This window comes from Occultella aeris (assembly GCF_902703175.1).
In the GTDB taxonomy this organism is placed as follows: Bacteria; Actinomycetota; Actinomycetes; order Actinomycetales; family Beutenbergiaceae; genus Occultella; species Occultella aeris.
This window is the reverse complement of record NZ_CACRYJ010000036.1, coordinates 84,601-108,801: the sequence shown is the minus strand read 5'-3', so window position 1 is coordinate 108,801 and position 24,201 is coordinate 84,601. Positions and strand designations below refer to the sequence as shown.

At 68.8% G+C, this 24,201-nt stretch carries 22 protein-coding genes and 1 riboswitch; of the genes, 11 read left to right on the top strand and 11 right to left on the bottom strand.

Features of this window, described 5'->3' with window-relative positions:
- Positions 1-65: 65 nt before the first annotated feature.
- The 5 genes from HALOF300_RS13565 to HALOF300_RS13545 all read right to left on the bottom strand — a co-directional run bounded on the left by HALOF300_RS13565 (position 66) and on the right by HALOF300_RS13545 (position 4,814).
- Complete coding sequence (locus HALOF300_RS13565) at positions 66-1,553, bottom strand: SCO6880 family protein (protein ID WP_156741463.1); 1,488 nt, start codon at positions 1,551-1,553, stop codon at positions 66-68.
- Entirely contained in the window at positions 1,550-3,241 is a 1,692-nt protein-coding gene (locus HALOF300_RS13560; RefSeq protein WP_156741462.1) for a hypothetical protein, read from the bottom strand. The genes HALOF300_RS13565 and HALOF300_RS13560 overlap by 4 nt, the downstream gene beginning before the upstream one ends.
- A 182-nt stretch (positions 3,242-3,423) precedes the next feature.
- Positions 3,424-3,684 (bottom strand): DUF6112 family protein, encoded by a 261-nt coding sequence (locus tag HALOF300_RS13555; protein ID WP_156741461.1) that lies wholly within the window; start codon positions 3,682-3,684, stop codon positions 3,424-3,426.
- A gap of 279 nt (positions 3,685-3,963) precedes the next feature.
- On the bottom strand, positions 3,964-4,242 hold the full coding sequence (locus HALOF300_RS13550; RefSeq protein WP_156741460.1) for a hypothetical protein: 279 nt from the start codon (positions 4,240-4,242) through the stop codon (positions 3,964-3,966).
- Positions 4,239-4,814: a hypothetical protein gene (locus HALOF300_RS13545; protein ID WP_156741459.1), complete on the bottom strand. Its 576-nt coding sequence runs from the start codon at positions 4,812-4,814 to the stop codon at positions 4,239-4,241. Before HALOF300_RS13545 ends, HALOF300_RS13550 begins: the two co-directional genes overlap by 4 nt.
- A gap of 120 nt (positions 4,815-4,934) precedes the next feature.
- On the opposite strand from HALOF300_RS13545, the gene HALOF300_RS13540 reads away from it, so the two are divergent.
- Together HALOF300_RS13540 and HALOF300_RS13535 are read left to right on the top strand one after the other, a co-directional pair.
- Positions 4,935-5,135, top strand: coding sequence for a helix-turn-helix domain-containing protein (locus tag HALOF300_RS13540; protein WP_156741458.1), 201 nt, complete (start codon positions 4,935-4,937; stop codon positions 5,133-5,135).
- Between the two features lie 617 nt (positions 5,136-5,752).
- A riboswitch (cyclic di-AMP (ydaO/yuaA leader) is annotated at positions 5,753-5,939 on the top strand.
- A 198-nt stretch (positions 5,940-6,137) separates the two neighbouring features.
- Entirely contained in the window at positions 6,138-6,728 is a 591-nt protein-coding gene (locus tag HALOF300_RS13535; protein ID WP_231955360.1) for a C40 family peptidase, read from the top strand.
- Between the two features lie 104 nt (positions 6,729-6,832).
- On the opposite strand, the gene HALOF300_RS13530 is transcribed toward HALOF300_RS13535, so the two are convergent.
- On the bottom strand, positions 6,833-7,063 hold the full coding sequence (locus HALOF300_RS13530; protein WP_156741456.1) for a heavy-metal-associated domain-containing protein: 231 nt from the start codon (positions 7,061-7,063) through the stop codon (positions 6,833-6,835).
- 254 nt (positions 7,064-7,317) lie between these two features.
- Here HALOF300_RS13530 and HALOF300_RS13525 point away from each other — a divergent pair, with 254 nt between their 5' ends.
- Positions 7,318-7,878, top strand: coding sequence for a CueP family metal-binding protein (locus HALOF300_RS13525; RefSeq protein ID WP_231955357.1), 561 nt, complete (start codon positions 7,318-7,320; stop codon positions 7,876-7,878).
- A 70-nt stretch (positions 7,879-7,948) separates the two neighbouring features.
- Here the strand turns inward: HALOF300_RS13525 and HALOF300_RS13520 are convergent, their stop codons facing one another.
- Positions 7,949-9,343 (bottom strand): MFS transporter, encoded by a 1,395-nt coding sequence (locus HALOF300_RS13520; protein WP_156741454.1) that lies wholly within the window; start codon positions 9,341-9,343, stop codon positions 7,949-7,951.
- Positions 9,344-9,454: 111 nt separating this feature from the next.
- Here HALOF300_RS13520 and HALOF300_RS13515 point away from each other — a divergent pair, with 111 nt between their 5' ends.
- Complete coding sequence (locus HALOF300_RS13515) at positions 9,455-10,015, top strand: TetR/AcrR family transcriptional regulator (protein ID WP_156741473.1); 561 nt, start codon at positions 9,455-9,457, stop codon at positions 10,013-10,015.
- Positions 10,016-10,034: 19 nt separating this feature from the next.
- Here the strand turns inward: HALOF300_RS13515 and HALOF300_RS13510 are convergent, their stop codons facing one another.
- Complete coding sequence (locus HALOF300_RS13510) at positions 10,035-10,907, bottom strand: F510_1955 family glycosylhydrolase (RefSeq protein WP_156741453.1); 873 nt, start codon at positions 10,905-10,907, stop codon at positions 10,035-10,037.
- 39 nt (positions 10,908-10,946) lie between these two features.
- Entirely contained in the window at positions 10,947-11,564 is a 618-nt protein-coding gene (locus HALOF300_RS13505) for a DUF305 domain-containing protein (RefSeq protein ID WP_156741452.1), read from the bottom strand.
- A gap of 307 nt (positions 11,565-11,871) precedes the next feature.
- Between HALOF300_RS13505 and HALOF300_RS13500 the strand changes: the two genes are divergently transcribed.
- The gene (locus HALOF300_RS13500) at positions 11,872-12,030 is read left to right on the top strand and encodes a hypothetical protein (RefSeq protein ID WP_156741451.1); all 159 of its coding nucleotides are present in this window, start codon (positions 11,872-11,874) and stop codon (positions 12,028-12,030) included.
- 51 nt (positions 12,031-12,081) lie between these two features.
- On the opposite strand, the gene HALOF300_RS13495 is transcribed toward HALOF300_RS13500, so the two are convergent.
- Both HALOF300_RS13495 and HALOF300_RS13490 read right to left on the bottom strand, forming a co-directional pair.
- A complete protein-coding gene (locus HALOF300_RS13495; RefSeq protein WP_231955353.1) occupies positions 12,082-13,146 on the bottom strand; it encodes a sensor histidine kinase in 1,065 nt (354 codons plus the stop codon).
- Positions 13,147-13,184: 38 nt separating this feature from the next.
- Positions 13,185-13,907 carry a response regulator transcription factor gene (locus HALOF300_RS13490; RefSeq protein WP_156741449.1) on the bottom strand — a complete coding sequence of 241 codons (723 nt, stop codon included), beginning with the start codon at positions 13,905-13,907 and terminating at the stop codon, positions 13,185-13,187.
- A 202-nt stretch (positions 13,908-14,109) separates the two neighbouring features.
- Between HALOF300_RS13490 and HALOF300_RS13485 the strand changes: the two genes are divergently transcribed.
- The 6 genes from HALOF300_RS13485 to lnt all read left to right on the top strand — a co-directional run bounded on the left by HALOF300_RS13485 (position 14,110) and on the right by lnt (position 24,011).
- Positions 14,110-14,982, top strand: a complete 873-nt coding sequence (locus tag HALOF300_RS13485; protein WP_197522539.1) for a M23 family metallopeptidase — start codon at positions 14,110-14,112, stop codon at positions 14,980-14,982.
- A 169-nt stretch (positions 14,983-15,151) separates the two neighbouring features.
- On the top strand, positions 15,152-17,362 hold the full coding sequence (locus HALOF300_RS13480) for a heavy metal translocating P-type ATPase (protein ID WP_156741447.1): 2,211 nt from the start codon (positions 15,152-15,154) through the stop codon (positions 17,360-17,362).
- Between the two features lie 666 nt (positions 17,363-18,028).
- The gene (locus tag HALOF300_RS13475; protein WP_156741446.1) at positions 18,029-18,655 is read left to right on the top strand and encodes a DUF305 domain-containing protein; all 627 of its coding nucleotides are present in this window, start codon (positions 18,029-18,031) and stop codon (positions 18,653-18,655) included.
- Positions 18,656-19,101: 446 nt separating this feature from the next.
- On the top strand, positions 19,102-20,214 hold the full coding sequence (locus HALOF300_RS13470; protein WP_197522538.1) for a DUF418 domain-containing protein: 1,113 nt from the start codon (positions 19,102-19,104) through the stop codon (positions 20,212-20,214).
- Positions 20,215-20,223: 9 nt separating this feature from the next.
- Entirely contained in the window at positions 20,224-21,906 is a 1,683-nt protein-coding gene (locus HALOF300_RS13465; protein ID WP_156741444.1) for a gamma-glutamyltransferase, read from the top strand.
- A 341-nt stretch (positions 21,907-22,247) separates the two neighbouring features.
- A complete protein-coding gene (lnt, locus tag HALOF300_RS13460) occupies positions 22,248-24,011 on the top strand; it encodes an apolipoprotein N-acyltransferase (protein ID WP_269455289.1) in 1,764 nt (587 codons plus the stop codon).
- Positions 24,012-24,201 lie beyond the last annotated feature (190 nt).

The window sequence follows — 24,201 nt, the reverse complement described above, 5'->3', positions numbered from 1 at the left end:
GTGCAGCTGCGGGTAGGCCCGGATCTGCAGCCGCCGACCCGCGCCCGTGGCACTCCGAGGGGTCCTCATCGGCGAAGCCCCTGCCTGCCGCCGCGGGTGGGGATCCCCAACGGCAGGGCCGCTTGGGCGAACGCCGCCCACTGCTGCGCCGGCAGTGGGTTCATCCCGGTGTCCGGGGCTGCTTGGCGCAACCACCGCCCGATCGCCTCCAGGCCGTCGGCATCGCCGGCGATGCCGGTGACGTAGACGCTGTAGCGGACATCGCCGTACCCCTCGACCAGGTCAGCACGCCTGGTCTCCAACGCGCGCTGCTCGGCCACCTGGGCAGCCGACGCATCCCGCTTCAACGCCCGGTTGACCCGCTCCATGGTGTCCATCGCGGACTGGTCATTGTCCAGCCGCTTCTGCGAGGCGCGCACATCCGCCGGTTCCCACACCTGCGTCACCGTGTGCCAGAACCCGCCCGTGGCGATCAACCTCGCCAAGAACCCACCGCGCACCGGCTCGCTCGGCCACCGCTCCACCCACCACGTGCGCGCCAGGGCCGAGTCCACCTCGAGGTGATCGCGGTGCTCCACCGGCGAGGTGACCACCAGGTAGTCCGCCGAGATCCCCTCCCGGGGGTCCAACCAGCTCGCCGCAACCGGGTCGAACGCCAGCCGGCACGCGGCCCGGATCGCAGCCCCGGACATCCACGCCGAACCCGACAGGTCGACCCCGCAGCCCGGCAGGTCGGCCGCGAAGTCCTTCACCCGGTCCGCGAGGACCCTCGAGACCCCCGCCCGGCCCCCACCAGCGCGTTTGACCTCGGCGGCCACCGCAGCCTTGTCGAGGGTGATCGCGACCAGGATGTCCCGGTACGGGGCGGCCCCCAACGCGGCGCCGTCCAGCAGTTGCCCGTACTCGACGGTGGCGAAGTCCGACAGGGACCGGTCCTGCTCCGGCCGCAGGTGATCCAGGGTGCGGGGAATTGTCCGCGCATAGGTGACGACCCGGATCACCCCGGTCAATGTCGAGAGCGACCGGCACGCCCGGCCCAGCGCCGCGCACCGGGTCGCCTGTTCGGCCGGGGAGGTCAGATGCCATGCCCTTGTCGGCATGCGCAGCACCGCTGTCGCGGTCCCCAACGCCGCGTCCCAAACCATGCACGCGCCCGGAAACGAGGTCCCCACCAGCTCCAACAGGTGCATCCGGTGCCCGATCGCACCGGGGATCTCCACCCGGGACTCGGTACGGTACGTCGCCACGTCCACGGCCGCGGCCGTCTTGCCCAGGCCGGCCCGCGCGCCGAACAGGGCCTCCACTGCGATCCGCTCCAGGAACGAGCGCCCATGCCACGAGCCCACGCCCAGGGCCAGCAGCGGCAGCCACACCCACCACACCCGCGCGACCGTCGACCAGCCACCGGCGACGTTCGCCACCAGCGCCACCGTCACCGCTGTCGCAGTGATCGCCAATTGGCCGCCGCTGAGGCCCAGGGCCACACCGCTGCGGCGCACCGGTGCCAGCAGCGCCGACGGCACCCCGTCGGCGTTCACGCTCGCGCCACTCACCGCAACCCCTCCATCAGACCGGCACCACCCGACACAGTCGACTCGCGGCGACCGCTCTGCGGGGCCGGCGCCTCCACACCGGCCTGCCGGCCCGGCGTCCTGCCTTCATCCCGCCGGCCGGCTACTCGTGGTGTTTCTTCACCCGCATCCGGCTGACCGGCGAAGTCATCGGCGACGCCGCTAGCGCTCTGCCCGACCGTACGGTCGTGCTCGCGCCGGCCCACGCTGCCTGAGACCTGCGCCGTCGAACCTGTGAGGCCACCGGCGGTCTCGCTCGCTGCCTGACCCGGCTGGCGGCCGCCCTGCCCTGCACCTGGCTGCCCACTCGGCATCGTTCCTGCGCTTGCCTGTCCCGGTCCCCCGACACCCTCGCCGTGTGTGCTCCGGTCCATGGCCCCACCGGCCGCGCCGCCTGCGCTCTGCCCGACTGCTCGGCCGGCCTGGCGCCCGACCTGGGAACCGGCTACGTTGCCGACGCCCGGCACCACCGAACCGGCCACCCCACCAGCCGCGCCACCGACGCCCTCACCGGCAGCGCCCCCCGCTGCCTCACCGGCCTGGCGGCCGCTTCCTGCCGGCGCGCTCGAGGGCGGTGCGCCGCCCGGGCTCGCCTGGGGGCCAGGGGCCGGGCTTCCTGTCGAGGTGCCGAAGAAGGAGTTGATGGATGTCCCCAGTCGCGACGTCACTCCCGAGGTGGCCTGCGACAGGTGGGGTTTGCCCTTCTGCCAGCCCAACCGGCCCAATCCGGCTGCGCCGCGCCCGGCTGCGGCGGCGCCAGCCCGGCCGAGGCGTTGTTCGACACCGCGCGCTGCCACGCCGTCTCCGATGGCCATGGCGCCGGTGACCATTCCCATCGCCAGGAATGGGGCGAATGCGGCTGCGAACAAGCCCACGACGCCCGTCATGAACGGCCCGATTCCGCCCGTGGCCAGGCCGGCCCCCACCATCTCGCCCGCGATCAAGATCGCGATCGCCATCACCGGCTTGGTCAGCACCAGCGCCGTGATCATCTTCACCCAGCCGCGTCCCATGCCGCGCAGAGCATCGAGGCCCCAGACCATCAACGACACCGGCGCTACCGCTACCGCCACCACCAGGGCGTAGTTGCGAAACGCCATCACGAACGTCAGCAACACCGTGGGAATGAACACCATGAACAGGAAAAACAGGCCGACCATGGCAACACCGACCGGGTTGCCGGTGACGACGCTGCCCACCCACGCCAGATCCACCAACCTCGATAGGGAGGTCAGGGCCGTGGAACTCTCGATCACCACGTCCGCCAGACCGTCAGCGACCGTTACCAGTCGGATCGCCAACCACACGCTCGCCGTGCAGACCGGCCACGCCAGCAACGCCCCGAAGACGGCCCGGGTCACCCCCGAGCGCTGCCGCGCGAACAGGGTCATCGTGATCTGCACCGCGCACAAGGCCACCACCACGATGGCCATCACTGCGCCCAACCGGTTGACCGTCGTGATCCCCACATTCCACGACGCCGTCCCGAGCGTGGACAGGCTCGAGGTGAACACCCCCTGGATCATCGACTGCGTCACCGTCGCGAACGTGGCGTTCAGACCCTCCAGCCACCCCGACTGCCAGGCGTCGATCTTGCAGCTGAGATCGAACGGTCCACACGCACCCGTGCACAACACCACAGTCAGGCTGGCCCCCGCGAGCGCCGGCACTACCCGCCAACCCGATGCCAGCCTCCGCGCCGCCTCGGACGAGGCGGTCGCCGCCGCCGAAAGCAGTCTCGCCTGCAGCTCAAGGAGGTCGAGCAGGGACCTCGCGACGTCCAGCCGCAGCCGGGTCGGCCCGCTCGTCGCAGCCGGTGCGTGCATTGCCGGTGCCACGCGCCCTCTCACGCTCAGAACCCGAGATCGACGTTGGCGCCCCACCGGACCAGGGCGTTGGCGCCACCGATGATCGCCGCAACCCCCACGGCGATGAGCATCCCGATCGCACTCGCCTGCTGAATGCCCCTGGAGCCGGCGATCCGTCCCGCTGCCCACGCGATGGCGCACAGCACCAGCACCGCCACGTCGATCACCAGCACAACCGCCAGGACGCCACCGACCGCCTCGCGCAGCGTGTCCATGAACGGGAAGAAGTCCCAATCGAAAGTCACGTCGGGATCGGCGGCGGCTCCGACCACGCCACCAGCACGGCTGGCGAACCCGGCCCCCCCATACAGCCTGCTGTTCAGCATCATTGAGCCCATTCCTGGTCGACGACGAGCCGTTCCCCACCACACGTCCACCACCGGGCCCAGGGCACGGCGCCCGATAGGCGGCGCGCTTCGTCACGCCCGCCCGACCCTGACCGTGCCGCCTTATCAGGTGCGGCAAATGCCCCACCTGATAAGGCGCAACGTCAACCCTCCCCGGCCCGCAGGATGCGGTTCTGCTCAGCCCATCGCAAGGGCGAACACTCTGGCGCCGAAGCCCACGAGACCCGACAGGCCACCCAGGACGACCGCCCCGACCATCGCCCGGCCCATCCTCGCCAACCCCTGCTGCGTCATCGCCACTACGCCGGCGCGCTCCAGTGCCCAGACCAGGCTGCCCACGGCCAGAATCGCCACCGAGGCCAGCAGTGCGAGGGCCAAGACTCCCCCGGCGATCTCGCGGAGCACTGCCGCCTCCGGCATGTCCAACCAGGTGTCATCAGGTCCCAGCGGCGTCACGCGATCCTCCCGTGCGTGGCGATCGTGCGCTCATGGCTGGCCCGCAGGTCCGCAGCTTCCATCTCAGGCAGGAGTCGCGCGGCCACGCTCTGAAGTCGGCCCACCGTCCGGCGTCGCACCGGCGCCGCGCTCCACGCCGCCAGTGCCGCCTCGCCCTGCGTGATGGCCTGCGCCACCCGGACCTTCGTTGCCCTGGTGATCTCGGCCGACCTCGGCTGCTCGAGATGCCCGCCGAGGCGGCCACACCACGTCGCGACCTGCGCCATCTGCTCGGCCACCCCATCCACGCGAACCGACCACCGCGCGCGAGCACTAGACCTGGCGGTGCCCGCCGCCCAGACCAACAAGCCGGCTGCCCCCAACCCAGTCGGAACCGCGAACCACCGCAGAGTGCCGTCGTCGCCGCGAAGGAGGATTGCCGTCACGGCCAGCAGGGCAAGCACCATCACTGCCGCGATCGCCACGTCGCCCGTTGTCGCGTTTCGATCATTTCTCACGTCCGCCTCGCTGCCAATCCAGTCAGTGCGCTTGAAGCGCGATGTCGCCGGTGCGCTGGGCCCCTCACTGGGCATCACTCGCGTGCTCGGCTTCGACGCGATTGGCCCGATAGCGAAACGGTGTTGGGCTGCGTCGGGCTACCGCCTGCAGGCTCACGCATCACCAAACTGCGTGGATCAGGTATGGGCGTACAGATGAGCACCTACCTGACCATCCGTCAGACGGCAGAGGCATTGAGTTGCTCGACCGACACAATCCGACGCATGATCGCCAGAGGCGACCTGAAGGGCAGACGGTTCGGGCGACTCATCCGAATCGAGGCCAGCGACCTCGCCCGCGCCGGCAAGCCGGTCAGTCCGCTCACTCGAGAGGCCAATTACGGCGCACGAGCGTAGCTCCAGCAGTCGTTGGGCTAAGACCTTCGCAGAGCGAGGCCAACTCGCTCGCCAAGCGAAACGAGCAGGCGCACCCGTCGACGATCCTCCGCATTGGGACCTTCCGTCAACGACACCGTGGAGACAGCGAGTCGAGCCCGATCGAGCGTCTCGAATGGGCGCAGTGGCAACTGTAGGTTCTCGCCGAGGCTGTCCAACGAGGGAGCCTATGACCTGCAGCGACGTCGCTCGACGAAGCGACGTCTGTCTCCACCTGTATGTCCGAGTCCTTCGCGGCAAGCTGACGAAGTGTCCAAGTCTTCGATCGCGCGAGAGAGTTCTTCAGGGAATCTTCATACAGTCGGGTCTGTCCGCGGGTTCTACCCGTGGAGCGGCTGTGTGGACAGAGGTGATGCGCCGGCCGAGAACTGGTGATATCTCGCCAAATTGGCCCGAGATGGATCGACCCTTGAGTTGCTGAAGCAGTGCGCACACGCGAGTCGGTCACGCGGACCCCGGGGGCGGTGTTGCCCCGGCGCGGATCCTGATTCGAGGCGTGGTAGCGCAGGTTCGTGATCACTTTGTGATCTGTCGGGCTAGGCTCGGGCTTGCTCGCCGACCCCTCCGTTGACGAGCCCTCGATCAGTACGCCGAACCCTGTCACTGAGCGAGGTCCCATCACAAGAATCGACAGGGACGGGGGACCCACTCATCTGGTGTTCGCACCTTGGGGTGAAGTCCCGCTCGACCGTGAGGTCGAGCTGACCGGGTAGATCTCTCGACCCGAACCCGACAGCTAACCTCGAAGGCGTCCGGAGAGGTTTCCTATTGACTGAGAGCAACGCAGGCGCACGGCATCGTGCAGCGCGCCGACCAACCACCCCACTGTCCGCGTTCGGGCAGGCGATCACTGGCCCAGTGGCCCGGCGTACTGCTGTCGCAGCAGCGTCCTCGGGCGTCATCTTGACGCTGAGCGCTTCGGCGAGCATTGCCGCGCCGAGCCACGATCTCGCACCGATCACGATGGCGGCATTGACAGCGTCCTCCGCCGGAGAGGTCGACGTGACGACCTCCCCGACGGTCACCGTCGCCGCAGATGCCGAGTGGTCCTTCGGCGCGGCTGTCGCTACGTCCGAAGCGCCACCGCCACCGCCCCCGCCGCCCGCGCCGGTCGTCGAGCGCCCGACGGATCGGCCGGCCTCGCGCACGACCGAGCGCACCGCCACCGAGGACGCCCCCGAGCAGGAAGTCGCCGCTGCCCCTGTGGCCGCTCCGTCGGCCTCTGGCAATGCCATCGTCGATATTGCGTTCCGGTACGTGGGCACTCCCTACGTCTACGGCGGCACGACGCCGGCCGGGTTCGACTGCTCGGGGTTCACCCAGTACGTGTACGCGCAGGTCGGGATCACCCTGCCGCGCACCTCTAGCGCACAGAGCGGCGCTGGGACTCGGGTGAGCGCCGCCGAGGCGCGCCCCGGCGACCTGGTCTGGTGGCCAGGTCACATCGGCATCTACCTCGGCGGGAACCAGCACATCGCCGCACGCAGCCCGGGGACACCACTGCACGCCAGTCAGATCTGGAACTCCAACCCGATCTTCATCCGCGTCAGCTGATCTGACGGTGTCGCCCGTGGCTGCGGAGTGAGGTAGGGCGCTCGAGGCTCGCGCGGTCGCGGATCCTGACAGTTGGCGTCAGGCCGCGACCGTGCGATGTTTGGTCAGGCGGTCGCGGGGTCCGAGAGTGCGTAGCCGGCGGCTTCGATCGCGCCGCGGACGTCATCGGCGGCGATGTCGCTGCTGCTGGTGAGGGTCACCCGGGAGGCGCTGTCGGGGACAACGTCGACCTGGACGTCATGCACACCGTCGATCTTGTTCAACTCTGTAGTCACGGATTTGGCACAGCAGGAACACGTGAGGCCGGTGACGGCGTAGGTGGTGGTTGTGGACATTGGTTGAATCTCCTCGCAACTCGGATGTATACCCCTATGGGGTATCACCAGGGTAGCGATACGCAGCTTCTGTTGGCGCCACTCGAACGACCTTGAACGAATCTTCATCAGTGGTGGCCTGCGAATGGGACCTAAGGCCCGCATGGGGTTGCTCCGCTGCCGGCTACGGTCGATGTTCGCGGTCCCGGTTCGCCGGTCGCCGGTCGGACGGATTGGAAAGTGGGGTCTCTGTGAGGCGCGTACGTGTTCTGGTCGTGGCTGCGGTGGCCGTCATGGTCCTGGCAGGCTGTGGTACCGCGGCGGACTCGGAGGAGCCGGTCGCAGACGCTGCCCAGGACGAGTCGCTGCTGGCTGAGCACGGACTGCAAGGGTTGGACGCCCGGGAGATCGTTGACCACCTCGACAGTCTCGCGGCCGTGGACCGACCGGTAGACCTGATGGCCTCGGTGCGGGCGGAGGAGCTGGTGCTCACCGACGCCACGGCTGACGTCGCCCTGGATATGCCGGAGGATGTGTTCTACCTGGCCGTTGCGCCCTACGTTGCGCAGACGCACGAGTGCTATTTCCACAGCCTGACCACCTGTCAGGGTGAGCTGGTCGAGCAGGATGTCCAGGTCCGAGTCACCGATGAGAGCACCGGGCAGGTGCTCGTGGATGAGGTCCGGACCACCTTCGAGAACGGCTTCGTGGGGCTGTGGGTGCCGCGCGGGGCTGCCGGCACGGTGGAGGTGTCCTACGACGGGAAGTCCGGAGTCGTGGAGTACACCACAGGAGCTGACAGCGCGACCTGCGTGACCACCCTGCAGCTGACCTGATCACACCCGGTCGTGCCGGGGGCTGGTCACGGCCGCTGATGCGCGCTCGCCCCCGGGCAATGTAGGCGGGTCATGGCGCTTTGCGGCGTGCCGGGATGACGACTGCGGAGATGGCGGCCGCGGCCACGGCCGCGATCGCCGCGGCGATGAACGCCTGCCGGAACCCGGCGTCCCCGCCCCCGTCGAGGCTCAGGGCGGCGATGCTGGAGACGGTCGCTACGCCCAGCGAGGCACCGAACTCGTGGAACGTGCTCAGCAGCGCGGAGGCGACACCGGCTTCCTGCGGAGCGACCTGGCCGAGGGCGGTGGCCGATGCCACCACGAACAGGGTGCCGATGCCGAACGCGCCGAAGGTGACCCCGATCGTGGTTGCCGCGGTTGTCGACCAGAGGGCCGGTACCAGTAGGCCCGCTCCCGCGACGAGCATGCCGCAGGCACCGAGCCGGCGCGCCCCCACTTGGGCGATGAGGCGCCCACCGAGGTTGGCGCCGGTCATGGTGGCCAGGGCGACCGGCAGGAACAGTAGTCCGGTGACCAAGGGTCCGTGCCCGGCCGACCGCTGGAAGTAGAAGGTGCCGAGGAAGAACACCGCGACCATGAGTGCGGTGGCGATCAGGATGACGAACACCCCTGCGGCGACGGATCGCCTCCCGAGCAGGTCGAGGTCCATGAGTGGGGACGCGGCGGTCTTCTGCCGCCAGCCGAAGAGCAGGTAGAGCGCCACCGCCGCGCCGGCGGGGATGATGGTCCGCGCTGTGGCCCACCCGAGTTCGCCGGCTGAGGTCAGGGAGAAGATCGCCAGCCCGGTCGCCCCAGCCACAAGAACTGCGCCCAGCACGTCCAGGCCCGCTCGGGCCGGCGCCGCGGGCCGCAGTGGCGGCAGCACCCGCAAGAGCCCGACCAGCACGACCGCGCCGACGGGCGCGTTGATGAAGAACACCCATGGCCATCCCGGCCCGGCTGTGATCAACCCGCCGAGCAGCACACCGACCGCGGCGCCACCACCACCGAGCGCTGACCAGATGCCCAGAGCGCGGTTGCGTTCGTCGCCGGAGAAGAGTCGGACGACCACCGACAGCGCCGCGGGCGAGAGCATCGCCGCCCCCAGGCCCTGTGCGACCCGGCCGCTGAGCAGCATCGGGGCGCTCTGGGCCAGGCCCGCCGCCAACGACCCGGCCACGAAGGTGACGAGGCCGCCGTAGACGATCGGTTTTGCCCCGAACAGATCGGCGCCGCGGCCGCCGAGCAGCATCAGGCTGCCGAAGGTCACCGTGTAGGCCGCGACGACCCAGGTCAGGACTCCTCGCGAAAGGCCCAGATCGGTGCCCATCTGTGGGAGCGCGATCGCCACCACGGTGACGTCCAGGATCAGCATGAACTGGGCCGTGCCCAGCAGTGCTAGCGCGATCCAGCGCTTCGGGTGGGGGACTGTGGCGGTCTGCGCCGTGGCGCGAGTCGTGGACATATCGGTTCTCCTAAGTCGAACATTGGTGTTCGAGTTCTTGGGTTGGTACCCTAACTCATACGCACGTGTTCGAGAAGGGGGTAGTTGGTGGCGACCAAGGCAACTGGTGAGATGTCACGGCGCGCCGATGCGGTGCGCAACGTCGAGAGCATCATCGGGGCGGCGATCACCTGCCTCGCTCGGGACCCAAGAGCGACCATGGCTGACATTGCCAAGGAGGCCGGGCTCGGCCGGGTGACCTTGTACGGACACTTCGCCTCACGTCCGGCACTGGTCGATGCGGTCGTGGCACGGGTTCTTGAGCGGGGGGAGCGAGTCCTCGCCGAGATTGACGTCGACGGTGACCCGCGCGCGACCTTGGCCCGGCTGATCCGCAGCAGTTGGCGCTTGGTGGACCAGTCGCGGGCAGTGGTGGTCGCGGCCCAGGACGAGCTCTCCGCCGAGCGCATCCGCCAGCTCCACGAAGGCCCAGCCGCCCGCGTACAGCTGTTGATCGAACACGGCCGAGAGCGTGGTGACTTCCGCACCGACATGCCGGTCTCGTGGCTGGTGGCGATGCTGCACCAGATCCTGCACGGCGCCGGAGCCGAAGTCTCGGCCGGGCGACTCGACCCCGCGCAGGCCCCGGAGCTCGTGACCAAGACGGTGTTCGCTCTGCTCGACCCACGCTGAAGCCGGTCGGTTCCTTGGATTAGTCGATTGTGGCGATGACGCTCCAGGTCGCCCCACCGTCGGTGGACCGGTGCACGGCACCGTCAGCGCTGGCGGTCAGCGTCTGTTCGTCCAGTGCCCAGAATGCTTCAGGTGTACCGATGCCCGGGCCCATGGACCTCCAGCCGCGAGGCAGTTCGCGCCAGAGCACACCGGCGGCATCCAGCCCGAGCAGGACGCTGCCGGCGCCGGTTGTGACGTGGTCGATGAGCACCAGCGGTTCGGGAGTTTCATGGGTGCGGGCGAAGGTCGCGCCGCCGTCGGCGCTGAGCATGAGGCCGTCGGGGGTGGTTGCCAGCACGCGGTCGGGGGCGGCCGGGTCGGCGTCGAGGTCGGCCGCGGTGATCTGCGCGCCTTCCTGCCACCTCGTGCCTTGGTCGGTGCTCCACCGCAGGGTGGAGGTGGTGGCGTCCAGTCCGTAGATGCGCTCGTCGACGGCGGTGAGTGCGTGGAAGTCGCTCTCACCGCCGAGGGAGACCTCGGCCCAGGTGAGCCCGGCATCGGTGCTTCGGATCAGCCCGAGGCTGCTCGGCCCGCCCTCGCCCGGGGCGGGGTGGCCGCTAGCCAGGAAGGTGTCCGGTCCGATGACGGTGAAGCTCATCAAGTCCGAACGGGTCTCGCCCACCCGGACCAGGCCTTCCTCACCCACGAGGTACAACCCGGTGTGCGTGGCGACGTAGGTACCGGTGTCGGCGCCCATGTTCGTGGCGACCGCGTGTACATGTCCCACGCCCTCGCTGGTATCCACCGGTGGTGGGGACTGGCCACGCCCTGCCGAGCACCCGGTCAATGCGACGAGCAGCGTGAGTGCGGTGGTGGCGGTCCGGGCGCTGCGGCGGTTGAGGATCGACATGTCATCCCTGTGGTCGACAGTTGCTGGGGAGAGTGAGGTTCACAGGGTGCCGAGCAGCCGCTCCATCTCGGCGATCTCGACCTCCTGGTCGGCGATGATCGTCTCCGCGAGCTCGATCGCTTGCGGGTTCTGCCCGGCCGAGATCTGCTCCTGGGACATCTCGACCGCGCCCTGGTGGTGGGCTGTCATCAGCACGAGGAAGCGGCGGTCGAACTCGGTCCCGGACATCGAGCTCAGTTGCTCCATGGCCTCGTCCTGGCTCATCCCGTCCATGTCCATCCCGCCGTGGTCCATGCCCTCCATCGGCGTGACCTCCTCGCCCCAGGCCTCGAGCCAGGACGTCATCCGGTCGATCTCCGGGCCCTGGGCCGCGGAGATCTGCTCGGCCAGGTCCTGCACGTCCGGGGACTCGGCCTGCTCGATCGCCAGGTCGGCCATCTCGATCGCACCCTCGTGGTGGACGATCATCATCTGGGCGAACATCACGTCGGCGTCGTTGTGCTCCTCGTCGACCTCACCGGCGGAGTCCGCCTCCGTCTGAGTCTGTGCCGGGCTGGTACTCACCTCTTCCCCGGAGCCGGGGTCGGAGCAGGCGGTCAGGGCAAGGGTCAGGGCGAGGGCGCCACCGGCCACGGTCAACAGGCTCTTGTGCTTCACGGGTCCTTCTTCACAGGTAGAGACAGTTCGGACAGACAAGCGGCACCTTGGCACCGACCCGGGCGGGTCGTGCCAGGCCACACTCGGTCAGTTAAGGCCGTGTCGCGGTCGTGGTGCTACCTGCGGCAGCCGGCTTCATCAACCCTTCATCGAAACTTGCCCGCGACCCATGGGCTTTGCCGGTCGGGAGGCGCGGCTCACCGTGCTGGTCAGTGGTCTTCAGTGAATCTTGACCGTAGGTCCACGGTTTTGCCGTGTGCTCTGGCACAGACTTTGGCAAGCAGTGCAAACGAGGGAGGTGGGGGCGGTGGCGCTCGGCACGTGGTGGCTACTCGCGGTGATGTGTCTGGCGATCCTGGGCGCGGGTGTGTGGGTGGTGGCGGCACTCTTCCCACGCGCCCGAGACGCTCGGGCCGGCAAGACCTCGGACTTCAGCGCTGACGGTCGGAACGAGGACGCACCCTGAGCCGGCCGCGCGTCGCCCACCCGAGCGCGCCGTCACGCTGTCCCGGTCTGGTTACAGCACGGCGGGTAGTTCGACGGTGAAGGTGGCTCCCTGGCCGTGGCCGGGGCTGGTCGCGTGCACCGTGCCGCCGTGGGCGCGCACGATTGAGCGGACGATGGCCAGCCCGATCCCGGAGCCGCCGTGGGCACGGTCGCGGGCCCGGTCGCCACGGTAGAAGCGTTCGAACACATGCGGCAGGTGCTCACTGCTGATGCCGTCGCCGTCGTCGCGCACGATCACCCGGACCACCTCTCCCACGCGCACGGCCCGTAGCCAGACGTGACCGCCGCGCTGGGTGTGGCGCAGAGCGTTGTCGAGCAGGTTGGTCAGCACCTGTCCCATCCGGTCGGCATCGGCATGCACGCTGCTGTCGGCGGCGGGCGAGGCGTCGACGTGCAGGTGCACATCCTTGGCGGCGTAGCCTTGCGCCGCCTGAGTGGCGGCCGCGGTGAGGAGTTCGGCGACGTCGATGCTGCGCCGGTGCATGCTCAGGCGTCCCTCCTCGGAGGTGGTGACCAGGTTGACGTCCTCGGCGAGTCGCTCGAGGCGGGTCACCTGTTCGCGTAGCACCGACCAGGTCGCCTCGCTCGCCGGTGCGACGCCATCGGTGACGGCCTCGACGTAGGCGTTCAGGGTCGCGACCGGGGTGCGCATCTCGTGGGCGAGGTCGCCGAGCATCTGGCGCCGGGTTCCCTCGATCTGCTCCAGGTCGGCGGCCATGGTGTTGAACGCGGTCGCGAGGTCGTCGAACTCCACCCCCACGCCCACCTGAGGCACCCGGGCGCCGTAGTCACCGTCGGCGATCTCGCTGGCCGCATCCCGCACGCTCGCCAGTGAGCGCCCGATCCGCCCCGTCAGGAACAGCGTCACGATCACCGAGGTGACCAACGCGACCAGCAGTGCCAGGGCAAGGGACAGCTCCGACGCGGCCCGGAACGCGAGCTCGGCATGCTCGGCGACGTCGTGGTGGCTGGCCTGGAGCATGTGGTCGTGGAAGATGATCGGCCCGATCACCGCCGCCACCGCCCACGCGGTGCCCGCTGCGACCAGAACCACCGCCAGGATGGACGCGATCAACCGCGGTCCCAGGCCCCACCCGGACGGCACGAGGCCCCTCATTGGCCCGGGCCCATCCGGTAACCGACTCCGCGGACTGTCCTGATGTACCGCGGAGCGGCGGAGTCATCGCCCAACTTGCGGCGCACGTGACCGACGTGCACGTCGACCAGGTGTTCGTCCCCGACCCATCCCGGGCCCCACACGTCCTCGATCAACTGTGCCCGGGAGAAGGCGACGTGCGGGTGGCGGGCCAGCGCGGCGAGGACGTCAAACTCGGTGCGGGTCAACTCCACCAGCGACCCGTCGCGGCGTAACTCACGCCCGGTCACGTCGATGGTCAGATCGCCCACCCTCAGCACCTCGCTGACCGGGCCGGCCGTGGTGGCCTGGCGGGGGCGACGCAGCATCGTGCGCACCCGGGCCACCAGCTCGCGTGGGCTGAACGGTTTGGTCACGTAGTCATCGGCCCCCACCGACAGGCCCACCAGGGTGTCGACCTCCTCGGTGCGGGCCGTGAGCATCACGATGTAGCAGTCGGAGAACACCCGGATGCGCCGGCACACCTCGACCCCGTCCAGACCGGGCAGTCCTAGGTCCAGGACCACCACACCGGGGTCCCACCGCTCGGCCAGCGCCAGGGCCTGCTGCCCGTCGCCGCTGGTGCGCACCTCAAACCCGTCCCGTTCCAGGTAGCTGGCCACGACCCCAGCAAGGGGTTCCTCGTCGTCGACGACCAGGACCCGCACCGGTCCGGCCGGCTCCGTGGTTGCGTCAGTCATGGCCCCATCTTCGGCCAGCCGGCGCGCGATTCTCGACCCATCTGCCGTTTCGGTGCTCTTTCATCGGATCTTCATCGAGTTTCACGGGAGCACCACCGAGGCGTCGTTATCGTTTCGTGATAGAAGCCGGTGAGTCGAATACCTGACCCGGTAGCCGTATCCGCTCGGTCCATGGATGGGCTGCCTGCTGTTGGGAGTGTGTGTGACGTCATCTGGTGCTGCCTCGAGCCCGCCCGCCCCGCCGACTCGCCGCGAACTGCGCGAACTCGAGCGTTCTCCGCACCGACCCTCGCCCGGCCCAGGTGGCCTCGCGCGCCAGCACCTGGCGCGCGCGTCGATCCTGCTGGTCCTGGCACTGGTTACGATCGCCTCCCCGTTGGTCGGACTGCCCCGACCGCCCACGCCGGAGTCGGGCCCGCCGACACCACTGGCGCAGACCAGCGCCCTGGACGTGCTGGCCGATCCTGGGCAACCACCGATGACCACGGCACTGGCGGCTGACCCGCTGGCCTCGGCACGGACGACCGCCGAGCGGGTGTCCCGAGCCACGGAGCGGACCTCCTTGACCGGCACGTCCGGTAGGTACGCCAACGGTGCGCTTGCGGCGGCGATCCCCGAGCAGCCCGCCGTGATTATGCCCCTGGCCCAAGGCACCTACCGCGAGACCTCCCAGTACGGCAACCGCCGCGACCCGATCACCGGCGGCCCCTCGTTCCACACCGGCGTCGACCTCGCTGCACCAGCCGGCACTCCCATCATGGCGGTCGCCGACGGCGTCGTGGACTACGTCGGACCCGGCAAGGACGGTCGCTCCAGCATGCTCATCGTGCTCAGGCACGAGATCGACGGACAAACCATCTACACCTGGTACAACCACATGTACACGTCCGGGCTTAACGTCAGCGAGGGGCAGCGGGTCCAGGCCGGCGACACCATCGCCGGGGTCGGCTCCAACGGCAACTCCACCGGACCCCACCTGCACTTCGAAGTACACCTCGATAATCGCCTCACCACTACCGAACCCTTGAGCTGGCTCCTCCAGCAGGATGCCGTAGACATCAGCGAACTCCCCTGAAACCGCCGGACGACGACGCCCGCGTGCCTTGCCCGGCTCGGGCACCGTCGGGAACGCCGCCTGGATCAGGACGTTTGCCGCGCGGAATACCAGCGATAGGTCTATCGTTGTGCGCACATACCCCCCCTGGGTATGCCTCGTCTTCTGGATCGGAAGGGACTCCCGGCTCATGAACACCACCGGTCACGGCCACCACGACCACGGCGGCAGCCCAGAACCTGCCCACCCAGAGCCCACCGGTCACGGCCAAGAGCACGGGACGGACACGGCCCACGACCATCACGGCGGGCATGACACCGGGCAGATGGCCCACGACCACCAAGACCACTCCGGACACGCCGGGCACGGCGACCACGTGGCAATGTTCCGTCGGCTGTTCTGGATCAACCTGTTGCTCGCGATCCCCACGGTTCTGCTCAGCGGCATGTTCGCCGATCTGCTCGGCTACTCCTTGCCCGACGTCCCGGGACTGGGTTACGTGGCGCCGGTCCTGGGCACGGTCATCTACCTCTGGGGTGGCCGTCCGTTCCTGACCGGCGCCATCGCGGAGATCCGCGCGCGCAAGCCCGGGATGATGCTCCTCATCGGGATGGCGATCACGGTCGCCTTCCTCGCCTCCTGGGGTTCAACGCTCGGCGTGCTGTCCCACGAGCTGGACTTCTGGTGGGAGCTCGCGCTCTTGGTCGTCATCATGCTGCTCGGGCACTGGCTCGAGATGCGCTCCCTGGCGCAGACGTCCTCCGCGTTGGATTCCCTGGCCGCGCTCCTGCCCGATGAGGCGGAGAAGGTCGAAGGCGACCAGATCGTCAGCGTCGCCCCTGCGGAACTGCGGCTCGGTGACGTCGTCATCGTGCGCCCCGGCGGGCGCATCCCGGCCGACGGGACTGTCGTCGACGGGGCCGCCGACGTCGACGAGTCGATGATCACCGGGGAGTCCCGGCCCGTGCGCCGCGAGGTCGGCGCGCACGTCGTGGCCGGGACGGTCGCCACCGACAACGCACTACGGGTCAAGGTCGACGCGGTCGGTGACGACACCGCCCTGGCCGGCATCCAGCGCCTGGTCGCCGAGGCACAGTCGTCCACCACGCGCGCCCAACTCCTGGCCGACAAGGCCGCTGGCTGGCTGTTCTGGTTCGCCCTGGCCGCCGCGATCATCACGATCACCGTCTGGTCGCTCATAGGCTCACCCGACTTCGCCGTGATCCGTGCGATCACCGTCCTGGTCATCGCCTGCCCCCACGCTCTCGGCCTCGCGATCCCGCTCGTGGTGTCCATCTCCACCGAGCGCGCCGCCCGTGCGGGCGTCCTGATCAAGGACCGGGCCGCCCTGGAACGCATGCGCACCGTCGACGCGGTCCTGTTCGACAAGACCGGCACCCTCACCAAGGGCGAACCCGCGCTGCACGACATCCACACCACTGGACGCGACCAAGACGAACTCCTGGCCCTCGCCGCGGCCGCCGAGGCCGACAGCGAGCACCCGCTCGCCCGAGCCATCACCGCCACGGCGAAGGAGCGCGGCCTGCACGTCCCCCGCGCGACCGGCTTCTCCGCCTCGACCGCCGTCGGGGTGAGCGCCACCGTCGACGGACACACCGTCGCGGTCGGCGGCCCGAACCTGCTGACCGAGCATCACCTGGACCCACTCCCGGAAACCTCCGCCTGGTCCGACCGGGGCGCGATCGTGCTGCACGTCCTCATCGACGGGCAGGTCGCCGGAGCCCTCGGTCTCGAGGACGAGGTGCGCCAGGAATCCCGCGAGGCGGTCGAGGCCCTGCACTCCCTCGGTGTGCACGTCGTGATGATCACCGGCGACGCCGAACCCGTCGCCAAGTCCGTCGCCGCCGACCTGGGTATCGATCAGGTCTTCGCCGGAGTCCGCCCGGAAAACAAGAGCGAGAAGGTCCTCGAGCTCCAACACCAGGGCCGCACCGTGGCCATGGTCGGTGACGGCGTCAACGACGCACCAGCCCTCGCCCAGGCCGACGTCGGCATCGCGATCGGCGCCGGCACGGACGTCGCGATCGCCTCCGCCGGCGTCATCCTCGCCTCCGACGACCCCCGCTCGGTCCTCTCCGTCATCCAACTCTCCCGCGCCGGATACCGGAAGATGAAGCAGAACCTCTGGTGGGCCGCCGGCTACAACATCGCAGCCGTGCCCCTGGCCGCCGGAGTCCTGGCTCCGATCGGCTTCGTCCTACCCATGGAGATCGGTGCGATCCTGATGTCCCTGTCCACAATCGTCGTCGCAGCCAACGCCCAACTCCTCCGGCGCCTCGACCTCAGCCCCGCCGCCAGCGTCGCGGCCGCCAGCGACGCCAAACCGGTGCTGAACAAGCCCGGACGCCGCCAGGACACCGATCTCGTCGAGACCCGCTGACCACCGGGCCGCCGATCCACTGAACCCGTTGCGTCTCCGGGCGGAAATTCTTAGTCCTTGAGCGAATCCTCACCGTCGCACACGACGGGAGACGCCCGGCGAGATCAAGCCGAAAGGCGTCCGGGACGTGTCTCATCAGGCTCAGGAGGCATTCGTAGGCGAGGTGTCGGTCTGCACGGACCGATGCCATCAGGCGTCGGACGACCGTACCGACGGAGGGTCGCTCATGTCCTCGCTTGTTCTTTCGACGGCGCCAGGGCGGGCAGTCTCACCGACCCGAGCCTTCGGGTCGGTGAGACTGCCCACACGCCGATGCCCAAGAACACCAGGCACATCGCCGCCAGCAGCCCCCATGTGCTAGCCGAGATCACTCACCTCCCAACTACTGTTCCCGCAGTCTGAACCACTGTGCGCACCAAAATGGTCGGCCCGTGATCAAGATTCCGTGAAGACCCCCAGTGGCTGTGTGCCCTCCGCGGCGCCCGCAGGCGAGTTCCTGGGGGAGGTGCGCAAGATTCGATGAAGGGTTGATGAAGCCGAGCCGCTTAGGTGGCATCACTGCCGCGGCTCGGCGTTAACTGACTGAACGTCGCCGCGTACGACCCCATTCGGGTCAATGGCGCCGGCGACTGCCCGGATTCTGCCTCGCTATCTGAAGAAGGACCTGTGAAGCACAAGAGCCTGCTGACCGCCGCCGGTGGCGCCCTCGCCCTGGCCATCACCCTTGCCGCTTGTTCCGACGCCGGTTCTGGCGACGAGTCGAACAGCGGCCCGGCACAGACTCAGACGGAGACGGACTCCGCCGGTGAGGTCGAAGGGACGAACAACGACGCCGACGTGGCGTTCGCCCAGATGATGATCGTCCATCACCAGGGAGCAATCGAGATGGCCGACCTCGCGATCGCGCAGGCCGAGACCCAGGACGTGCGTGATCTGGCCGAGCGGATCTCCACTGCCCAGGGCCCAGAGATCGAACGCATGACCTCCTGGCTCGAGACGTGGGGCGAAGAGACCATGCCCATGGACGGAATGGACCACGGTGACATGGACGGGATGGACATGGACGGGATGAGCCAGGAAGAGGCGATGGAGGAACTGCAGTCGCTGTCCGGGACCGAGTTTGATCGCCGCTTCCTCGACCTGATGACCGCCCACCACGAGGGTGCGGTCGAGATGGCGCAGGAGGAGCTGTCTTCTGGGGAGAACCCGCAGGCGCTCGAGCTTGCGGAGACGATCATCAGCGACCAGGAGGCGGAGATCGCCGAGATGGAGCAGATGCGCGCGGATCTGTGACGGCCCGCCGGCATCGACCAAGCGCCTCGCTCGCTGCGGCTGCAGCATCCGTGGTGCTCACGCGGCTGGCCGAAGTCACCGCCGATCGGTGCCACCGAGTGCGTGAGCCACGTGCACGAGGTCGCCATCAACGAGAACACGGTACCTACGTGGTCGCACGCGGGGCCTCACTCTCCCCACGAACAGGAGTGGCCTCATGGCGCCACGCCTCTGGAGGAAACCCATGAGGCCTGCGACCGCCCAAGGTTGCCCGGTGCGGTGGACTGGCTGGGCCGATGAACCTACGCGCTAAGGCACGAGGCCACGGCTCGATCCCTCTCCGTGTGCGGCTCAGGACCCGAGGCGATAGGAGCCAGATCGGAGCACGAGTGAGCACAGGCACGGAACTCACCCGTCCATCATCACCACGTGAGCCGCAACGAGGCGGAAGCAGCCGGATCTCGGGAGTGGACGCAGCACGCGCGGTCGCGGTACTGGGCATGATCGTGGTCAACGTCGGTCCACGCACCGGGCAGGGATTCGCCGACGTAGTCCATCGGCTGCCCCTTGGTCGAGCGTCGTTGCTGTTCGTGCTTTTGGCCGGGCTTGGCATCACCCTGCTCACCCGCCGCACTCGAGCACCTGGAAGCCGGATCCCGTGGCCTGCGCTGCTGTGGCGCACGGGTGTTCTGCTGCTCGGTGGGCTCGCCCTGCAACTGCTGGACCACGAGGTGAGCGTGATCCTGCCCACCTACGCGGTGCTCTTCCTGCTTGCCGTGCCACTGCTTCGGGCGCCGGACCGCGTCCTGCTCACCGGTGCACTCACCGCTGGTGTCCTAGGGCCCGTAGCTTGGATCGGGCTGCAGATGGCGCAGGGCACCACCTACGACCCGCGACCGACTACCCTTCTGGACTCGCCTCCGGAGATCGTGCACAGCATCCTGTTCTCCAGTCCCTACCCGGTCATCACCTGGCTCGGTCCGTTCCTGTTCGGGATGTGGCTCGCGCGCCAAGATCTCCGTGACCGATCGGTGCAGCGGCGCATGATCGTCGCCGGGGCGCTTGCCACGCTCGCCGGCCGGGCGCTCTCCCTCGCCCTCATCTCCTGGGTGGGCGAGCCCGGCGATGCCATCGGGTTCGATCGACTGGTCACCTCCGTCGCACACTCACAGATGCCGCTGTGGCTGGTCAGCGGCACCGGAAGCGCCGTGCTCGTCCTCGGCGTGCTCCTTCGCGGCGACGCATTTGTCCGTCGTCGGCTGCGGGTCCTCGTAGCGACCGGCCAACTTGCTCTGACCATCTACGTCGGGCACCTGCTGGTCCTGGCCATGCTCGTGCGTCCCGAACCACATGTTCTCAGCGAGGGAGTCCTCATCAGCCTCGCGATCGCGACCGGGGCGGTCCTCTTCGCCACGGCGTGGACCGCCCGCTTTCCACGCGGCCCCCTGGAGCAACTGCTGCGCCGCCCGTGGGCACGCGGCTCGCCTCCGGCCAAACCCCGCACCCTGCCTCCTGGATCAGGCGCGGAGCCGCCTGTCCGAGTGAACCTACGTCGCCCGCCTGCCCGTCCAACCACGTAAAGGAGTTCCATGCCGTTCCACCGCGGGTCAACCATTCGCGCCGGTGTCAGCCTCGCCGTGATCGTGCTCCTCGTCGCCTGCACTGCAAGTCCGCCTGTCGACCCTGTCGCCCCGACGACCGGAACCGCCGGGCAGACCCCGGCCCCCGTGTCGCCGCCGGCGGTCACCACCAGTCCGACGGAGCAGGCTCCGGTGCTCGAGTCCTACGCGGTAAGCGCCGCCCACCCGGCTGCGGTCGAGGCCGGCATGAGCGTGCTCTCCAACGGCGGAAACGCAGTCGATGCCGCAATCGCTGCCGCCTTCGCGGTGTCTGTCGTCGAGCCCTTCGCCTCGGGTCTCGGCGGCGGAGGGTCGGCCATCATCGTGCCCCCTGGCGCCGAGCCGCAGAGCTACGACTACCGCGAGGTGGTGGCACAGGACGGGGTGATCCCGGCGTCCGGGACCGGGATCCCCGGCTTCGTGGCGGGCATGTCCGCTCTCCACCAAGATCGCGGCCAGGTCGAGTGGGCAGACCTGCTGCAACCGGCCATCGGCCTGGCCGCGGACGGGTTCCCCATCACCGAGTTCCTGGCCTTGAGGATGCGCAGCGACTACGGACCGGCTGCGATCGACGGGCAACCACAGTTCCACGGCTGGTTCAGACCGCTGGCGGCCGGTGACGAACTCGTACAAGAGGACCTCGCCGCCACCCTGAGCACACTTGCCAGCGAAGGACCGACCTCTTTCTACACCGGAGCGCTGGCCGAGCAGGTCACACGGGTGGACGGTATCGACGCGGCTTCGCTCGCCGCCTACGAGGTGGTCAGGGCACAGCCAGTGCGTGGTGCCTTCGGCGACCACACGATCCTCTCCGCCGCACCCGCGCTGCCCGGCGTCGCCCTCATCCAGATGCTGCAGACGGCCCAAGCGCTGGGCGTCGGGGACGCCGAACCGGGGTCGGCCGACTACGTCGAAGACCTCTCCCTCGCCTGGCAGATCGCCGACGAGAGTGTGCTGGCCCACCTCGGTGACCCGGCATTCGTCGACGTCCCCGTGCAGGAGTTGACCGACCCCGCCCGTAACGCCACCCTGGCCCAGCAGGTCAACACTGGCAGCGCAAGCACGAGTGCCATGGCTCCGTTGGTGCCCGGGAACACCACGCATCTGACCGTCGTCGACAGTGCCGGGTTGATGGTCTCCATGACCAATACGATCACGAACTTCTGGGGCGGGGCAGATGCCCAGGCAGTCGGCGGCTTCTTCATGAACAACCAGCTCTCCCGTTTCGAGACCATCGACACCCCGAGCAACCAGCCCGAGCCAGGACGGCGGTCCGTCAGCTGGGCCGCACCCACCGTCGTCCTGGACAACCAAGATCGGCCAGTTCTCGGCATCGGATCGCCGGGCGGACACCAGATCCCGAACATCCTGGCGAATGTAATCACGCGCGGGAGCTTGCACCAGCAATCCCTCGAAGAGGCTGTCGCGGCACCACGATTCCATCTTCAGGACGGCATCCTCACCGTCGAGGTGGAACCCACGGCCGACCTGGCGGCGCGACTGGACGAACTTGGCTGGTCCGCCGACGTCGTCAGCGTCGAGGAAGCCATTTTCGGCTCGGTGCAGGCATTGCAGGTCGACTATGACACCGGGCAGATCACCGGGACCGCGGACCACCGCCGCGAAGCGACCTTCGCCATTGGTGCGCCGTGACGCCGCGGTCGCCTGGTCACTCGATGAAGTGCCCCGGCAGCAGGTGCACCCAGAAGTTCCCATCAGGTCGGACGAAGGATCACCAGGCCAGTGCTCGACCCCTCGCCGACGGCAGGGCAGAGTCCGCGGACACCAAACTCGAGGCATGCAGACGCTGCAGGCGGACAACCCGGGCCAGCGCGTGGGCACTGCAACAACATCTGCCACGCTGAGATAGGTATGACGACCGCGCTCTCCTACCTCGCATGAGCCCGATTGCGATTCGGTGCGTTGCGCTCCGTCCCGTCCTACGGGGCCGGGACCCTGCGCGCCGGCGAGATCTCTCCCGGCTGTGGTCGGCGGTGCTGGCCGTCGCCGGTGGGCTGGCGACCGAGACTGCGTTCCCGGGCAGGTCCTGGTGGCCGATGGCGTTCGTCGGCGTCGCGCTGCTCTTGCTGGCCCTGCTGCGGGATTCGGCCCGGTGGGGCTTTGTCGTGGGTGGCCTCTACGGGGTCGCGTTCTTCCTGCCGCACGTGTGGTGGGCGAACGAGGCAGTGGGCCAACCGATCGGGTGGATCGCGCTGTCGGTCTTCGAGGCGCTGTACCTCGGCGCGTTCGGTGCCGCCTGGGTTTGGGTGCGCCGCGGCGCCAAGGTACGCGAGCACATCTGGTTGCAGGTGGTGGCGGCGGCTGTCCTGTGGGTGGGCGTCGAGCAGGTCCGAGGCCGATGGCCCTTCGGTGGCTTTCCCTGGGGGACGCTCGCGTTCTCTCAGACAGATGCCCCGCTTCTGCGTCTGGCACCGCTGGGCGGGGAGACGCTGGTCAGCGGCATGGTGGTGGCACTCGGGGCGCTGCTAGCCGTCGCCCTGTTGCACCTGCGCCGTCGGCGGCTCGCCGCAGCCGGCCGGGCACTTGCCGCCGCACTGGCGCTGACTTTCCTACCCGTGCTTGTCCCCGTGAACGCAAACGCGGAAGCGGGCACCCTGCGCCTCGGTGCCGTGCAGGGCAACGTGCCCGCGCAGGGCGCCGAGGCCATGTCCCAAGCGCGAGGTGTGGCAGCCAATCACGCGGAGGGCACCCGCGCTCTCCTCGAGCAGGTGGCTCCTGGCGAACTCGACCTCGTGCTGTGGCCTGAGTCCGCGTCGGACATCGATCCGCGCGTGGACAGGGAGATCGCGTCCATGCTTGACGAGGCGGCACGCACGATTGGTGCACCGATCCTGTTGGGCACTCAACGGTTCTCGCCCGGGCTGCGGTACAACGACTACATCCTGTGGGAGCCGGGGATCGGCGCGAGTGCCGACGTGAACTACACCAAGCAAAGGCCGGTGCCGTTCGGCGAGTACATCCCTTACCGGGAGTTCTTCCGGCGGCTGACCTCGACCGTGGACCTTGTCACGACGGACATGGTCGCCGGCACCGGCACCGCCCTGATGCCGGTGGAGATCGCCCGCCTGGGCCGGACCGTGCCGGTCGCCACCGCGATCTGCTTCGAGGTTGCCTACGACGACCTCATTCGGCAGGGAGTGCTGGCAGGCGGCGAGCTCATCGTGATCCCCACCAACAACGCATCCTTCGGACTAACGCAGGAGTCGACACAGCAGCTGGCGATGTCCCGGTTCAGAGCGGCCGAGCACGGTCGGGCGGTGGTGCAGATCTCCACCGTCGGGGTCAGTGGCTTCATCAGCCCTACCGGTGAGGTGCTGCAGCAGACGGGCCTGTTCACCGCCGAGCAGATGGTCGACGAACTTCCCCTGCGCACCTCGCTCACCCCGGCGGACCGGCTGGGGGAGTGGCCGGCGTTCGTGGTGGGCCTGCTGTCAGTGTGCGTCGTCGCCATCGGGGCGATCGGCCACCGAACGGGGCGCCGCCAGGACCGGGCTGTGGGCCGTTGCCATCCTGGTCGTACTGTCCGTCAGCGTGCTGCCGCAGCAGAAACTCCGCGCCCGCACCGCTCCCGGCTGACCCTCCCGCTTCAGGGGCTCGCTAACCCGCCAAACTTGGGGGTCGGCGGCACACGCACGGGAAGGCCTCGACGATCAGATCGGCGCGAACCTGCCGCCACGTCGTCGCCAACGACTGTGCAATACCGAGGCGCACCTCGCATCCGCCCTTGCCCTCCCTGATGAGCGCCTACCACCTTCGCCGGAATCTGACACGCATTGGCCACGAACCCCGGAACTGGCCCACACCGCATGGTGAGCAGCAGCGACGTCAGCACCGAACGTGGGCCCGACATGATTCCTGTTGTGCCTCAACAACCTGCTCAGCGGCAGGACTTCGTGTGGGTTGCTGTGGATGGGCGGTGCACAGCCA